The organism is Tenacibaculum amylolyticum (genome assembly GCF_964511145.1).
GTDB lineage: Bacteria > Bacteroidota > Bacteroidia > Flavobacteriales > Flavobacteriaceae > Polaribacter > Polaribacter amylolyticum.
Genome location: NZ_CAZEFZ010000018.1, coordinates 28,088 through 43,782 on the forward strand (window position 1 = coordinate 28,088; position 15,695 = coordinate 43,782).

Below are 15,695 nucleotides of genomic sequence, written 5' to 3' on the forward strand. Positions count from 1 at the left end.
AACGCTTTTTTTATAGCTTTTTTTGAAGTGTTAATAAATGCGTGATAACTTTAATGGTTTGGCTTTTAGTAGTTTTTGTTTGTAATTGTTATATTTGAGAAGAATGATTTTATGATTTATTGAAATGTTGCAGATACTTAAACCCCTTACAAAAAACAGTTTTTATAAAAGTTTATTCGTTCTATTATTATTTTCTACAATAACTACATATGCTCAATGTCCAGGTACAGGTCATTGTGGAATAGGAACTTTTGATAATAGATATGAGCAAGTAGATGCTAGTAATATAGCAGGAGCTGTTTTTTGTTCTGGTGAAACTAGAAATGTTACTTTAAACGTAATCCCAGGAACAACATTAGAAGCATTTGATGGAGATGTAGAGCATGTTACATTGTTTTTTGATTTTAATTGTGATGGAGTGTATGAAAGCCTTGTAACTAATTCATGTACATATTCTAGAGCCGCAGGAGGGTGTAATATAAATCTTTCAGTAACAGTTCCTGCAGTTACGGCTACTACAACTTATAACGGGCGAGTCCATTTGGATTTTAATGGAGCAACAACTGATCCCTGTGCAAATGTTGGTTTTGGAGAAATAGAAAATTTTACCATTACAGTAGAGCCAGCTCCTGCCATAACCACCCAACCGACTAATCAAACAGTTTTTGTAAATGATAATGCTGTTTTTTCTGTAGTTGCTACGAATACAACCGCTTTTCAATGGGAAGTAAGTACCGATGGAGGAACAACTTTTAATCCTATTAGCGATGGAGCAGAATATACAGGAACAATAACAGCCACTTTAACGGTGCTTAATGCTAATACTGATAAAGGAAATTATAGATATAGAGTCTTATTAAATAACGCTATTGCTACTTGTCCTACAATTACATCAGCAGAGGCAATTTTAGATGTCAGATATCGCACAGTGATTACCAATAGAAGAATTACTTATAAAACAAATTGACGCATTTTATTTTAATATGTATGATATAGAAAAAGACAGTTTATTAACTGCCTTTTTTATTCTATAAGTTATAATATGGTTCTTTAGTCTAAATCAAAACGATCTAAATTCATCACTTTAGTCCAAGCTTTTACAAAATCATTTACAAATCTTTCTTGTCCGTCGTTCGCACCATATACTTCACATACCGCTCTTAATTCAGTATTCGACCCAAAGATTAAATCAGCCCTAGTACCAGAAAATTTCATTGCTCCAGTAGCTCTATCTCTTCCAATAAATTCTTTATCTTCTGAATTAGTCGCTTTCCAAGTTAAAGAAAAGTCAAGAATATTTATAAAGAAATCATTCGTTAAACTTCCTACACTATTTGTGAATACGCCATTTTTAGAACCGTCAAAGTTAGTTCCCAATACACGTAATCCACCAACTAAAGCAGTCATCTCAGGAATAGACAGTGTTAGTAAATTAGCACGATCTACTAATAAATCTTCTGCAGCAGCATTTACTAAAGGATTAAAATAATTTCTAAAGCCATCAGCTACAGGTTCTAAATGACTAAACGATTCAATATCTGTTTGTTCTTGAGTCGCATCTCCTCTTCCTTGTGAAAATGGAACATCAACAGAGTGTCCAGCATTTTTAGCTGCTTCTTCAATACCTACATTTCCTGCTAAAACAATTAAGTCTGCCATTGATACAGTACCCTTAAATTCATTTTGCACAGCTTCTAAAGTAGTTAATACTTTATGTAGTTCAGTAGGGTTGTTTACCGCCCAACTTCTTTGTGGTTCTAAACGAATTCTTGCACCATTAGCTCCACCACGTTTATCAGATCCTCTAAAAGTAGAAGCAGAGGCCCAAGCAGTTTTTACTAATTCAGAAATAGATAATCCAGTAGCTAAAATTAATTTTTTTAAAGTATCAATATCTGCATCACTTAAAGTATAATTTACTTTTGGAATACGATCTTGCCAGATTAATTCTTCACTAGGAACATCAGGACCTAAATAACGATCAATTGGCCCCATGTCACGATGTGTCATTTTGAACCAAGCACGCGCAAATGCATCTTCAAAAGCAGCATGGTCTTTATGGAATTTTTCAGAAATCTTTCTATAAGTAGGATCTAACTTTAATGCCATGTCCGCTGTTGTCATCATTAAGGCTTGTTTTCCATTTGGATCACCAGCTTTAGGAGCCATTCTAGCATTAGAAGCTGCTGTTGGTGTCCATTGGTGTGCACCAGCAGGGCTTTTCGTTAACTCCCATTCATAATTTAGTAATACATCAAAGAAATCATGATCCCATTGTATTGGATTTGGTGTCCATGCTCCTTCAATACCACTAGTAATAGCATCATCTAAAACACCAGAACCAAAACTGTTTTTCCAACCTGTACTCATTTGTTCTATAGGAGCACCGTGTGGCTCAACACCAACATATTTGTCTGCATCTGCAGCACCATGTGCTTTACCAAAAGTATGACCACCAGCAATTAAAGCTACTGTTTCTTCATCGTTCATGGCCATACGACCAAAAGTAATTTTTATATCATGTGCAGATTTTAAAGGATCTGGAACACCATTAGGACCTTCTGGATTTACATAGATTAATCCCATATGTACAGCTCCTAAATGTCCTTCTAACTCTCCATCACTTGTATCATAACGTTCATCATTTCCTAACCATTGATGTTCACTTCCCCAATACACATCTTGCTCTGGTTCCCATACATCTTCTCTACCACCTGCAAATCCAAATGTTTTGAATCCCATAGATTCAAGTGCACAGTTTCCGGCAAGAATCATTAAATCAGCCCAAGAAATTTTATTTCCGTATTTTTTCTTGATTGGCCATAAAAGTAAACGAGCTTTATCTAAGTTTCCATTATCTGGCCAGCTATTTAAAGGAGCAAAACGTTGTGAACCTGAATTCGCACCACCTCTACCATCTCCAACGCGATATGTTCCGGCACTATGCCAAGCCATACGAATCATAAGTCCACCGTAATGTCCATAATCTGCAGGCCACCAATCTTGAGAATCTGTCATTAAATCAATTACATCCTGTTTTAACGCTGCAAAGTCTAAACTGTTAAAGGCTTCTTTATAATTGAAATCTGTTCCCATTGGATTCGATTTAGAAGCATTTTGGCGAAGAATATTTAATTTTAATTCGTTTGGCCACCAATCTCTATTACTAGTTCCATTACCTGCTGCAGTATTTTGAGCACTATGGAAGGGACATTTTCCAATCCCATTTGAATCTTCGTGTTTCATTTTGTTTGTTTTTAGGTTTGAGACATTCCAAAATTATGAGAAAGCTTGTAATAATGGAAATCTATAATTTTTATTTTGAAATAAATTTTAATTATCATGTTGGTTTAAGTTATTTGTTTGTAGTTCTTTATAAAGTTACAAAAAAAGGGTTTTGCATTGCATTGAAAAATCTTATGGAAGAATAAGATTTTGTTGTAGAATTTTCCTTGTTCTTAAGGGAGAAGGCAATATTTTTGCATCTGTTTTTGAAAAACAATGTAAATATTAACTCAATTTAAAAATTAAAAAATGGCAACATTAGTTGGTAAGAAATTTCCAGATTTAAACGTAGACGCAATGAACGAAATGGGAGATACGTTTAAATTAAACGTTTTAGAAGAAGCGGTAAATAACAAGAAGAAAGTAGTATTATTTTGGTACCCAAAAGACTTTACTTTCGTATGTCCTACAGAATTACACGCTTTTCAAGCTGCATTACCAGAATTTGAGAAAAGAAATACAATTGTAATCGGAGCATCATGTGATACTCCTGAAGTACACTTCGCTTGGTTAAACCAAACTAAAGATAACGGAGGTATTGAAGGTGTTACATACCCATTATTAGCAGATAGTAACCGTAATTTATCTTCAATTTTAGGAATTTTAGATATTTCTAATGAAACTTATGATGAGGCTACAGGAACTGTACAAGTTGAAGGAGATAATGTAACTTATCGTGCTACTTATATCATAGATGAAGAAGGTACTGTAGTACACGAAGGTGTAAACCACATGCCAATTGGTCGTAATGTAAACGAATATTTACGTTTAATTGATGCGTATACTCACGTACAAGAAAAAGGTGAAGTTTGTCCAGCTAACTGGGAAGAAGGTAAGCAAGCTATGCAGCCAAATGCAAAAGCTACTGCAGAGTATTTAGCAGTAAACTAATATTTATATGATTACGAATTATGGGTTTTCATAGTCCATAATTCGTAATTCTAAATTCATTATTAAAATGGTACAAGAATTAAATCAAGATAATTTAGCAAACATCGTTGCTGAAAACAAAACGGTAATTGTACAGTATTCTGCTACTTGGTGTGGGAACTGTAGAATAATGAAACCAAAGTTTAAAAAATTGTCTTCTGAAAATGAAGCTGTTTCATTTGTAATTGCAGATGCAGAGAAATTTCCAGAGAGCAGACAATTAGCTACAGTTGACAATTTACCAACTTTTGCAACTTTTGTAGATGGAAAGTTTGTAAATCAAGTACAAACAAACAAGTTTGATGTTTTAAAAGAATTAGTTAGCGAAGTACTTTAAAACGTTATTAATCTTTTTAATAAACAGATTGCCATAGCAAAGTTAGTTTGCTTTGCAATAACAGAATAATAAAATATGAAGTTACCAGTAATCAAACATTTAACTTCTTTTATAGAAGAAAACGACCAAGATTATGTAATTGAAACTATTGAAACTCTTGAAGCATTAACTGAAGTTCCTTCATTAAAAGATGAAGAATTAGATGTAATAGGGGAATTGATTTCGAATATGTATGGAGCTATTGAGGTTGATAAAATGATAAAAGAAGGGACTCCTAAAAAAGAAGCGCTTAATAATTTTATGCAGCGAGTTTTAGGATCTATAGATAAATAAAGAAAACTGAGTTTAGCTCGGTTTTTTTTATGCTTAATTGTTAACTCTTGTCGTAATTTTTCTATTAGTAATAATAGTAGTTGTTGCTAATCCAATTGTAAAACGTCTATTGTTTCTAATATCGCTAACAGCATTAAAGCTATATATATTACTACCTAAATCTATAGCTCCAGAAATTGGAGTTTCATCATCAAAGCTTCCATCATTATCTGTATCAATAAGTAATCGTAAATTTCCTACCGTTACGCCTGCAATTCCTGTAAGATCAAAACGCATATCTATATTCCCAACATTAATAGCAGAACCAGCAGTACTCACCTCACTAACTCTCCATGTTCTACTAAGTCTAGTATAAATAATTTCAGGAGCATTTAAGCCTGTATTTAATTGTAAAGCAGCGTTATCGTGGCCCCATATAAGAAATTCGTTATTCCCTAAATTAGAAGGATTTAATATTCTAACAATTCCAGTTCCTTGAGCGTCTGTATGCAAATTAGAAGCGTCTATTCTACCTATACCAGCTACTTCATGATCATAATTTCCAGCACCAGCATTGTCTTCATTATAGATATTATTTGCAATAGTAATATTTCCGTATTTAGCTGATAAGTAATTATCGATAATAATTTTTTGAGCATCATTAACCATACTGTTAAAGAGAATTATTTCATAAAAATTACCACTTGCTTCATCTGAACCATTGGAGTTTCTACCTATTCTATCATAAGGTATTCCAACTGTTGTTGTACCAATATTTATATTCTGAACATTCGCATTTACATTTACCTGTAAATTAGTGCTTCCAGTATTTTTATGATAAGAAAATATAGAGTTCGTACCAAATGGAGGAGCAATAGTTGTTGTGTAATCAGCCACACCATATCTTGTATACCCAACTCTATTCGTATTAGACCATTGTTCAACTCTTAAAGAAGCTGTAGGGTTATCAAAAAGAGTATTCGATTGACCACTGTTCACAGGGGTTAAAGCAAAGAAAACACTACCATTAGGGAACATTCCAGTGATACTACCATTCATAAATTGTGGTGTAGCTGGAGCTGCATTAAAATTTACTGCATTAAATGCTCCTGTAGTATTGTATGTAGGTCTATTTGCACCCGCTTGAGTAAAATTGTTTGTATTTCCACTAAAATCAGACCAAGTAGTTACTAAAGAACCATTGGCAGGGTTGTTTGTATTATCTCCATCTGCATTTAAGTCGTCTGCTCTTAACCAGATAATCAAATTAGAACTACCATCTCTAGCACCAACTCCACCAGGACCGGTTTGAGATAATAAAAATATGGGGAACATTAATAAGAGAATTGAAAAAATAATTATCTCCCTATTCATTGAATTTTTGTTTATAATGTAATAAATGTACTACCATTTTTTTATAGATTAAAATTTTAATGTATTTTTAGATGTTAATTAATTGATTTAGGGAACAATTTATAACGGTCTACAATTTTTTTATGTTATAAATAATCAGTTAATTAGCAATCGTAAAGTGTAAATTAAGAGTATGAAAGTAAAGTTTTTATTAGGGGCTTTATTGATGAGTGTGTTTGCGTATAGTCAAATTGATGCAAATTCATTATTGTCATTGCCTACTGCTACAAATGCAGAAATGTTAGGAATAACAGGAATGAGTGCAGGTGCATTATTATTTAATACAACAGACCAACAAGTATATCGATACAATGGTACAAGTTGGGTAACTGCACCAGATGATCAAAATGCTACAGAGGTAAGTTTGAATACTGCTACAGATGTAAATAATATAGCAGGTGATCCTGGGGCAGTAAATGAAACTACAGTCGAGGAAGTTGTACAAGCAATTGCGCCTATTACCTCCAGAGCAGCAAGAGTTTTTTATCCACCTTCAATAGCTATTGATGCTAGTACGAATGGAACATTTACAATAAATTTATACACTCAATATACAGCACAGTTTGCTACTCCTACTGTAAGTAGTACAGGAGCACCAGGAGCAATTCCAATCTATGCAGCAACAGATTTATATTATTATGTAACGTTTGCAGATCCTGCGGTGTTTAATACGGGAACAATGTCTATTGATGCGAATGGTGTACTTACCTATACAATTATTGGGCAACCAACAGATCTGAATTCTCTGATTAATGTTGTTTTTGTAGTAAAGTAAATAGAGAAGAATAAAACATATATAAATTAAAAACCCTAAGTTTTAAACTTAGGGTTTTTAATTTATATCATTGTTATTTACTTCAAAAATAAATTTAATGATGTGTAAGTCTCGTGATAATTTCTGAATGCTGTGGAAATATTTTTATTAAATCAACTCTTTTAGGTAGTACAAAATCGTTAAAATCAAATCCAGGAGCTACGGTACAGCCTGTAAAAGCAAAAGAGTTTTCTTGAACAACTTCTACAGCAAACCAATATTGAGCTGGAACTACAAATTGTGGAAGTTCATCATTTAATATATTATTACCTATAAGTACATAAGAATAGTCTCCATTTGGAGCAATCATGTGTAATTTTAGTGTAGTTCCTATATAGAAATGCCACATTTCATCTTGATTAATTTTATGAAAAGCGGAAAAACTATCAGAAGTCAATAAAAAGTATATACCTGTACTAAAATTACGATCCCCAATAAAAAGAGTATCTAAGTTTTCATTTGCAATAGTACCTGAACTTCTATAGGTTTCTTTAAAGTAACCTCCTTCTGGATGTTTGATCAAGTCAAACTTATTAATTATTTCCTGTGCTGTCATTTTCTTCTTGTGCTTTTACTTGGTTTGCTTTTTTTATAATTGCTTTTAAACGTTCTTTAGTTCGTTGTTTTTCTAATCGAAGCTTGTTTTCTTTTTGTTTCATTAAGCGCGAATGCTTCGCTTTATTTACGGTATTCTTTGCTTTTCCTTTTTTAGACATTTTTAGTGTGTTTTATTAATAATAGTCCTAAGAAGGTTAAAGCTCCATTTAATACTAATACAAAGAAACCAAAATCGAACCCTAAAGAGTTTTTACTATATATACTTATTAAGTAAGTAAGTATTGGAGCAATTAAACAAACGTAAGGAACTAATTTGTCTTTGATATTGAGTTTTGTAAATAAACCAAACGCATAAAGTCCTAATAAAGGACCATATGTATATCCTGCAAATTGAAATATTTTAGCAATCACACTAGCATCTGCAATAAAATATTTGAAAATTAAAATTGTAGCTACTAGAATGAAAGAAAACAATACGTGTATTTTCTTCCTAATGTTAATTTTTTGCTGTTCATCTTCCTTTTTATCGATTTCTAAAATATCAATACTAAAAGAAGTAGTTAAGGAAGTTAAAGCGCTATCTGCACTAGAGTATGCAGCAGCAATTAAACCTAATACAAAGAATAAGGCAGTAGCTTTACCAAGCTGTCCACTAGTTGCTATAACAGGGAATAAATTATCTTTATGAGCATCAATTTCATGAATTGTTGCGTAGTCGGTTAGTAAAATACCTAAGGCTAAAAAGAAAAAGTTTACAATTACTAATACAATGGTAAACCAAAACATGTTTTTTTGTGCGTCTTTTAAATTTCTACAAGTTAAATTCTTTTGCATCATGTCCTGATCTAAACCAGTCATAACAATAGCAATAAAGGCACCTGAGAAAAATTGTTTCCAGAAATAATTTCCAGCATTTACATCTTCAAAAAAGAAAATTTTAGAAAGTTTATTATCTGCTATATAACCAAAGAGATGCTCTATTTGTAATGCATCTTTTATCATTATAATACAAACACCAACAGCAATTAACATAAATAAAGTTTGCAAAGTATCTGTCCATACAATGGTTTTAATTCCACCTTTAAAAGTATATAGCCATATTAATAAAATAGTAATGGTTACGGTAACCCAAAACGGAATTCCATAAGCATCAAATAAAATAAGTTGTAATACATTTGCTACTAAAAATAAACGAAAAGCTGCCCCAATAGTCCTAGAAAGAAGAAAGAATGAAGCTCCTGTTTTATATGAATGTTTTCCAAAACGATCTTCTAAATAAGTATAGATAGAAGTTAGGTTTAATTTATAGTAGAGTGGAAGAAGTATTAAACCAATTACAGCGTATCCAAGCACATAACCTAACACCATTTGCATATAACTCATTTGTTGTCCTTCTACCCAACCAGGAACGGAAATAAATGTCACTCCAGAAAGCGAAGCACCAATCATACCAAAAGCGACTAAATACCAAGGAGAGGAATTATTAGCTTTAAAAAATGTTTGATTATTTGCAGATTTTCCAGTTAGATAAGATATAAAAATTAACACACCAAAATAGGCAACAATAAGTAGTAATATGTCTGAAGGTTGCATGTATATTTGTTTAAGAAGGTACTAATATAAACATAAAAAGAAAAGTGCTGATAATCGATTAAAATTACCAACACTTTTGCATATAAAAATCCCTAATTAATATTGTTATTCTATATGTAATACAGCTTCATGTGTTTGTTTACGAACTTTTTTCAAATCTTTCATAAAATCATCTTCAGCTCTATATCCTACTGGAAGTACTAATATAGATTGTAAGTTCTTTTCTGCTAGACCTAAAATCTCATCATATTTTACAGGGTCAAAACCTTCCATAGGACAAGAATCAATTTTTTCTATTGCACAAACGGTTAATAAATTTCCAAGCGCAATGTATGCTTGGTTTTTATTCCATTGATATAAATCTTCCTGAGTTTTTTGTTTGAAACTTCCCATTAAAAATTCTTTGAATGGATTTAAAATTTCATCAGGAGTATTGCGAATTTCTTTTACTAGATTAAAATACTTTTCTACATCTTTTTCGGTATGCTCTTTAGGTATGCAAATAACTAATACATGAGAAGCTTGAACAACTTGTTGTTGATTCCAAGAATGTGCAACTAGTTGCTGTTGAATATCTTTATTTTTAATAATAGCTAAAGAAACAGGTTGTAATCCGTAAGAAGTAGCTGTTAAATTAAAAGCCTCTTTTAAGGTTTCTATCTGTGCTTCAGATAAAGATTTATTTTCGTCGAATTTCTTAACGGCATAACGCCATTGCAAGCTTTCTATAGTAGTCATTCAAATTAATTTTTGGTAAAATTACTAGGTTATCTTAGATGTCTTTAAGATACATAATTGAAAAAACTTATACCTACATTTATAAATTCTTTTACACTTGGTGTTGATCTATGATTTCCAGAAAAGTAGCTGGTTCTGGGCGTACTCTGTAATTATCAGTTAAATCAGCAAAAATAATTTTATCATCTTTATCTATAATAATTACAGTAGGTTCAACTACGTCATTTGTATAGCCTAAAACTTGTAATCCCATTGGTAAACCGTTCTTATGAGCAATTTTTAAACTCTTTGCAGCTTTGTTGTTCTGATCTACTAGAAAATGAAATGGAACATCGTATTTTTTAGCAAGCTTTTCAGTAAAAGTATGTGGCTGTGGGCTAATTAAAAGTACATCTGTATGTCTTTCTGCTAATTCTTTATATGCGTTTACAACTTCTTGAATTTGTGCCATACATAAAGGACACCAATTACCTCTATAAAAAAGTAATACTTTAAAGCTTCCATTAAAATCACTTAGGCTTACAGTTTCTTTATTTATATTTTCAAATTGTAACGAAGGAATTTTCTTTCCTACTTGCAGTGTTGTATAATTTCTATGTTCAAAAACAGAATACCAAAATAAATACATTGCCCAACCTAATACTAAGATTGCACTACAAACAATATTCATTTCTATAGGTATAATTAAACTAACTAATAAACCAGAAATGATAAGTACAGTATATAAAACTAAATAGCGGTCTGTTCTCGCTACTGGTCTTATGTATAATAATACAAAAAATGTAAGAATTGAAAAAGATGGAATAAGTAACCCAAATGTAGCTGTGTCTGCTTTAAAGTTGATTAAACTTTTTATAAATACAAACGCAGCAAATGTGAGAAACAGACTAATAAAAGTTGATTTCAATAAATTTTTCATACCTTAATAGTCGACAAATTGCAGAAAAATTACAGGCTATGAAAGAAAAATTTATCCACTACTTGTGGCAGTATAAGTTGTTAGATTTAGAAAATTTAATTACTACTACCGGAGAAAACGTAATTGTTTTTAATTCTGGTACTTACAATAAAAACTCAGGTCCCGACTTTCTAAATGCTTCAGTTCAGATAAATAATCAACTATGGTATGGTAATATTGAAATTCATTTAAAATCTTCAGATTGGTACGCACACCACCATGAAAAAGATGTAAACTATGATGCTGTTATATTACATGTTGTGTATGAGAACGATGTAGAAATATTTATGAGTAATAATAAAACATTGCCTACTTTAGAATTGAAAGGAAAAATAGATAAAAAACTATTACAGAATTATCAAAAATTATTTTCAAAAGAGTTACGATGGATTTCTTGTGAAAAACAACTAAAGGATGTAGATGCATTCATAATGAATAATTGGCTGGAACGATTATTTTTTGAGCGATTAGAAAAAAAATCTAAACAAATACAAGAATTATTAACGAAAGCGAATTACGATTATGAGGCTGTATTATTTCAATTATTGGTAAAAAACTTTGGTTTAAAAGTAAACAATGAAGCATTTTTAAAATTAGCACAGTCATTTAATTTTTCAATTCTCAGAAAAGTACGATTTAAAGAAGAAGTATTGCATGCATTATTATTTGGGCAAGGAGGTTTTCTTGAAGAAAATATTGAAAATGAATATTATAAAAAACTACAAAGAGAATATCAGTTTTTACAACGTAAATATGATTTACAACCATTAGCAAATCATAATTTTCAGTTTTTTAGAATGCGACCTCATAATTTTCCAACAATTAGAATAGCGCAACTGGGAGCTTTGTATCATAAACATCAGAATTTGTTTTCTAAAGTTTTAACTACAGAATCATCAGAAGATTTTTATAAGTTATTTGAAGTTAAGTTACCTACTTTTTGGAAAAACCATTACACATTTGCTAAAGAATCAAAGAGTAGTCATAAAAGATTAACTCGATCTTTTATAGAGCTGATTATCATTAATACAATAATACCACTAAAGTTCTTGTATTTTAAAAATAGAGGTGTATTTCGAGATGAATTGTTCCTTAATTTGATGAAAGAAATTGTTCCAGAGAAAAACAGTGTTATTTCAAAATTTATAGATAAAGGTATCACTGTTGATAATGCATATCATACACAAGCATTATTACAATTAAAAAACACATATTGTAATGATAAGCGCTGTTTAGATTGTGCTATTGGTGCACATTTAATTAAAAACTAAGAAATAAATACTTTTTCATAAGTTTACAATATGTTAAAATACAGTTGAAGATTTCCTAATACTTTTGCAACACAATATTAAATTATATTGAAGGTTTTCTATCATAGAAACATGTGTTTTTGATTCAGGATCTCTTAAAATTGAATAATAAATTAAATTATATATTTGTCACTAAAATTAAATAAAATGAAAAAAATACTTATTGCTATTATGTCGCTTTCGCTTATGGTAACAAGCTGTAAAACAGAAGGTGGTAAATCGACAAAAACTACGAATCAAGAAACTTCTACAAATGAAGTAGCAGATGAAAAAACTGCAAATAGTGCAGAGGAAGATGCTAGCGGAGATGCTATTTGTTTATTAGATAAGTTATCTGTTAGAGAAACTCCAACAGCAAAAGGGAAGTGGATTACTTCTATGAGCTTAGGAGAAAAAGTTTATTTTACAGGAGAAAAGCATACAGATTCTGTTTCTAAAAAAGATTATTATAAAGTAAAATTAATAGATGGTAAAGAAGGGTGGAGTCGTTCTACTTTTTTAGCTGTAGATGGTAAAGTAGGAGTAATGTTAAAAGATGCTAATGTATATAAAAGACCAGATCTTTTAACTAAAACAGACACTAAATATAGTCCTATGGACATTATCGCTGTTGTTGGTACTCAAGATGATTGGGCACATGTTAAAGGTAAGCGTGGCGAAGGAAAGTATATAGAAGAAGTTTGGGTAAAAGCTGCTAATATTTCTGAAAAGTCTGTGGATATTGCTACTGCAAAATTTGCTGGTTTAGCAATGAACAAAGAAACAATGACAGAAAGAATTCAAGCATTACAGGAAATTGTTGACAATGCAGATTTTGCTGATTCTAGTTTTATGGATATGATTAAAGATAAAATTAGAGATTATCAATCTAAGAATCAGGTAACAGAAGATAGAGGAGATGCTTTAAAATAAAAGATAATTTATAACACAATAAAAAAGCCAGTTTTTAAAACTGGCTTTTTTATGTTTTGGTTTACACTAAAAAATTAGTATAAACTCTTATATTTTTGAGGGTTAGCTTCATGCATAATATCATATACTTTTTCAAAAATATCTTCAGCAGAAGGCTTAGAGAAATAATCTCCATCTGTACCATAAGCAGGTCTGTGTGCTTTGGCAGTTAATGTTTGTGGCTTACTGTCTAAATGAATATATGCATTTTGATTTTCTACTATTTCTTGTAATAAATAAGCTGAAGCACCTCCAGGTACATCTTCATCTACTACTAATAAGCGATTTGTTTTAGCGATAGATTTCACAGTATCGTGATTCACATCAAAAGGTAGTAAACTTTGTGCATCTACAATTTCTACATGAATGTCTACTTGTGCTAATTCTTTAGCTGCTTCTTCAACAATACGTAATGTAGAACCATATGAAACAATAGTAATATCGCTACCTTCTTTAATAGTTTCTACAACTCCAATAGGTGTTTTAAATTCTCCTAAGTTTGTTGGTAATTCCTCTTTTAAACGATATCCATTTAAACATTCTACAATTAAAGCAGGATCATCACCTTCTAAAACAGTATTGTAAAAACCTGCAGCTTTTGTCATGTTTCTAGGTACTAGTACATGAATTCCTCTGATGTTATTAATAATACCACCCATTGGTGAACCTGAGTGCCAAATACCTTCTAATCTATGACCACGAGTACGAATAATTAAAGGAGCTTTTTGCTTTCCAAATGTTCTGTAACGTAATGTTGCTAAATCATCACTCATAATTTGTAAAGCATATAACAGATAGTCTAAATATTGGATTTCTGCAATTGGACGTAAACCTCTCATAGCCATTCCAATTCCTTGACCTAAAATAGTTGCTTCTCTAATACCTGTATCAGAAACACGTAATTCTCCGTATTTCTCTTGTAAGCCTTCTAATCCTTGATTTACATCACCAATATGTCCAGCATCTTCACCAAAAATTAAAACTTCAGGATGTTTTTTTAATATAGCATCAAAATTTTCTCGCATTACAATACGAGCATCTACTATATTTTTCTCAGAATCGTAAGTTGGAGCTGTTGAACTTACATTAGTAGTAGCAGCTTCTGTTTCACTTAATAAGTGAGCAGAATATTTTACACCTGCATCTTTTATACGATCTTTAATAAAATTTTGAAGTGCTATTTTCTCTGCAAAATTTTCTTCACGAATTAATCGTAAACTTTTTCTACAAGCTACTAATATGTCTTTTCTTATAGGTTCTGCAATTGCAGTTAAATCATTTTTATACTTAGTAATAAATGATGCATTTGCGCTTTTAGCAGCTACCTTTTCTAATAAGTTTGTAGCTTCAGTTACTTCAGCTTTAATTTCATTAATAAAATTATTCCAAGCTTCTCGTTTAGCTACGCTTACTTCTTTTTTTAATTTCTTATCTAAAGCAGTTAACTCTTCTTCATTATCTACAAAACGTAATACATTTCCTTGCTCGTCTGTAAGTTCAAACTCAAGAATCCATTGTCTCATTTTAGCGATACAATCAAACTCTTGTTCCCATTGTAAACGTTCTTTCGATTTATATCTTTCGTGAGAACCAGAAGTTGAATGTCCTTGAGGTTGTGTTAATTCTTTAACATGAATTAATACAGGAATATGTTTTGTTCTTGCTACTTCAGCAGCTTTATTATATACATCTATTAATTGAACGTAATCCCAACCATTAACAACAAAGATTTCATAACCGTTAGTGTCATTTTCTCTTTGGAATCCTTTTAAGATTTCAGAAATACTTTCTTTTGTTGTTTGGTGTTTTGCATGTACAGAGATTCCATATTCATCATCCCATACACTCATTACCATAGGAACTTGTAATACACCAGCAGCATTAATTGTTTCAAAAAATAAACCTTCACTAGTACTAGCATTTCCAATGGTTCCCCAAGCTACTTCATTTCCTTTATCAGAAAAATTAGAAAAACTTTCTAAACCTTTTACATTTCTATAGATTTTAGATGCTTGCGCTAATCCTAATAATCTAGGCATTTGACCAGCAGTAGGAGAGATATCTGCAGATGAATTCTTTTGAGCTGTTAAGTTTTTCCAGTTTCCATTTTCATCTAAAGAATGTGTAGCAAAATGACCACCCATTTGCCTTCCTGCTGACATTGGTTCTTGTTGAATATCTGTATGCGCATACAATCCAGCGAAGAATTGTTGCGGGTTTAATTCACCAATAGCCATCATAAATGTTTGATCTCTATAATAACCCGATCTAAAGTCTCCATTTTTAAAGGCTTTAGCCATGGCTAATTGAGGCACTTCTTTTCCATCTCCAAAAATTCCAAACTTTGCTTTTCCTGTAAGTACTTCACGTCTTCCAAGTAAGCTACATTCTCGACTTAATTTAGCAATCTTGTAATCGTCTAATACTTCTTTTTTAAAGTCTTCGAATGATAATTGTTGGGAATTTGAAATTTCTACACTTTGACTCATATAAATA

15 protein-coding genes are annotated in these 15,695 nt (G+C 31.4%); 7 read left to right on the forward strand and 8 right to left on the reverse strand.

Annotated features, from left to right (window positions below):
* Positions 1-124 precede the first annotated feature (124 nt).
* Positions 125-967: a GEVED domain-containing protein gene (locus ACKTTC_RS07390; protein WP_408039169.1), complete on the forward strand. Its 843-nt coding sequence runs from the start codon at positions 125-127 to the stop codon at positions 965-967.
* 83 nt (positions 968-1,050) lie between these two features.
* Here ACKTTC_RS07390 and katG read toward each other — a convergent pair whose 3' ends face one another.
* Positions 1,051-3,246 (reverse strand): catalase/peroxidase HPI, encoded by a 2,196-nt coding sequence (gene katG, locus ACKTTC_RS07395; RefSeq protein WP_408039170.1) that lies wholly within the window; start codon positions 3,244-3,246, stop codon positions 1,051-1,053.
* Positions 3,247-3,534: 288 nt separating this feature from the next.
* Between katG and ACKTTC_RS07400 the strand changes: the two genes are divergently transcribed.
* The 3 genes from ACKTTC_RS07400 (at position 3,535) to ACKTTC_RS07410 (ending at position 4,885) form a co-directional block, all read left to right on the forward strand.
* Positions 3,535-4,176, forward strand: coding sequence for a peroxiredoxin (locus ACKTTC_RS07400; RefSeq protein ID WP_408039171.1), 642 nt, complete (start codon positions 3,535-3,537; stop codon positions 4,174-4,176).
* A gap of 67 nt (positions 4,177-4,243) precedes the next feature.
* A complete protein-coding gene (locus ACKTTC_RS07405; protein WP_408039172.1) occupies positions 4,244-4,552 on the forward strand; it encodes a thioredoxin family protein in 309 nt (102 codons plus the stop codon).
* 75 nt (positions 4,553-4,627) lie between these two features.
* Positions 4,628-4,885, forward strand: a complete 258-nt coding sequence (locus ACKTTC_RS07410) for a DUF6952 family protein (RefSeq protein WP_299625892.1) — start codon at positions 4,628-4,630, stop codon at positions 4,883-4,885.
* A gap of 33 nt (positions 4,886-4,918) precedes the next feature.
* Here ACKTTC_RS07410 and ACKTTC_RS07415 read toward each other — a convergent pair whose 3' ends face one another.
* Positions 4,919-6,199 (reverse strand): hypothetical protein, encoded by a 1,281-nt coding sequence (locus ACKTTC_RS07415; RefSeq protein WP_408039173.1) that lies wholly within the window; start codon positions 6,197-6,199, stop codon positions 4,919-4,921.
* A 211-nt stretch (positions 6,200-6,410) separates the two neighbouring features.
* Between ACKTTC_RS07415 and ACKTTC_RS07420 the strand changes: the two genes are divergently transcribed.
* On the forward strand, positions 6,411-7,052 hold the full coding sequence (locus tag ACKTTC_RS07420; protein WP_408039174.1) for a hypothetical protein: 642 nt from the start codon (positions 6,411-6,413) through the stop codon (positions 7,050-7,052).
* 94 nt (positions 7,053-7,146) lie between these two features.
* Here ACKTTC_RS07420 and ACKTTC_RS07425 read toward each other — a convergent pair whose 3' ends face one another.
* The 5 genes from ACKTTC_RS07425 to ACKTTC_RS07445 all read right to left on the reverse strand — a co-directional run bounded on the left by ACKTTC_RS07425 (position 7,147) and on the right by ACKTTC_RS07445 (position 10,899).
* A complete protein-coding gene (locus ACKTTC_RS07425) occupies positions 7,147-7,647 on the reverse strand; it encodes a cupin domain-containing protein (RefSeq protein ID WP_408039175.1) in 501 nt (166 codons plus the stop codon).
* Positions 7,625-7,807: a hypothetical protein gene (locus ACKTTC_RS07430; RefSeq protein WP_408039176.1), complete on the reverse strand. Its 183-nt coding sequence runs from the start codon at positions 7,805-7,807 to the stop codon at positions 7,625-7,627. Before ACKTTC_RS07430 ends, ACKTTC_RS07425 begins: the two co-directional genes overlap by 23 nt.
* The gene (locus ACKTTC_RS07435; protein ID WP_408039177.1) at positions 7,800-9,242 is read right to left on the reverse strand and encodes a sodium:solute symporter; all 1,443 of its coding nucleotides are present in this window, start codon (positions 9,240-9,242) and stop codon (positions 7,800-7,802) included. The genes ACKTTC_RS07430 and ACKTTC_RS07435 overlap by 8 nt, the downstream gene beginning before the upstream one ends.
* A 105-nt stretch (positions 9,243-9,347) precedes the next feature.
* Positions 9,348-9,980, reverse strand: a complete 633-nt coding sequence (locus tag ACKTTC_RS07440) for an NAD(P)H-dependent oxidoreductase (protein WP_408039178.1) — start codon at positions 9,978-9,980, stop codon at positions 9,348-9,350.
* Between the two features lie 91 nt (positions 9,981-10,071).
* On the reverse strand, positions 10,072-10,899 hold the full coding sequence (locus ACKTTC_RS07445) for a redoxin domain-containing protein (protein WP_408039179.1): 828 nt from the start codon (positions 10,897-10,899) through the stop codon (positions 10,072-10,074).
* A 38-nt stretch (positions 10,900-10,937) separates the two neighbouring features.
* Here ACKTTC_RS07445 and ACKTTC_RS07450 point away from each other — a divergent pair, with 38 nt between their 5' ends.
* Complete coding sequence (locus ACKTTC_RS07450; protein WP_408039180.1) at positions 10,938-12,209, forward strand: DUF2851 family protein; 1,272 nt, start codon at positions 10,938-10,940, stop codon at positions 12,207-12,209.
* Positions 12,210-12,395: 186 nt separating this feature from the next.
* On the forward strand, positions 12,396-13,160 hold the full coding sequence (locus ACKTTC_RS07455) for an SH3 domain-containing protein (RefSeq protein WP_408039181.1): 765 nt from the start codon (positions 12,396-12,398) through the stop codon (positions 13,158-13,160).
* A 74-nt stretch (positions 13,161-13,234) separates the two neighbouring features.
* On the opposite strand, the gene ACKTTC_RS07460 is transcribed toward ACKTTC_RS07455, so the two are convergent.
* Positions 13,235-15,688: an alpha-ketoacid dehydrogenase subunit alpha/beta gene (locus ACKTTC_RS07460; RefSeq protein ID WP_408039182.1), complete on the reverse strand. Its 2,454-nt coding sequence runs from the start codon at positions 15,686-15,688 to the stop codon at positions 13,235-13,237.
* Positions 15,689-15,695 lie beyond the last annotated feature (7 nt).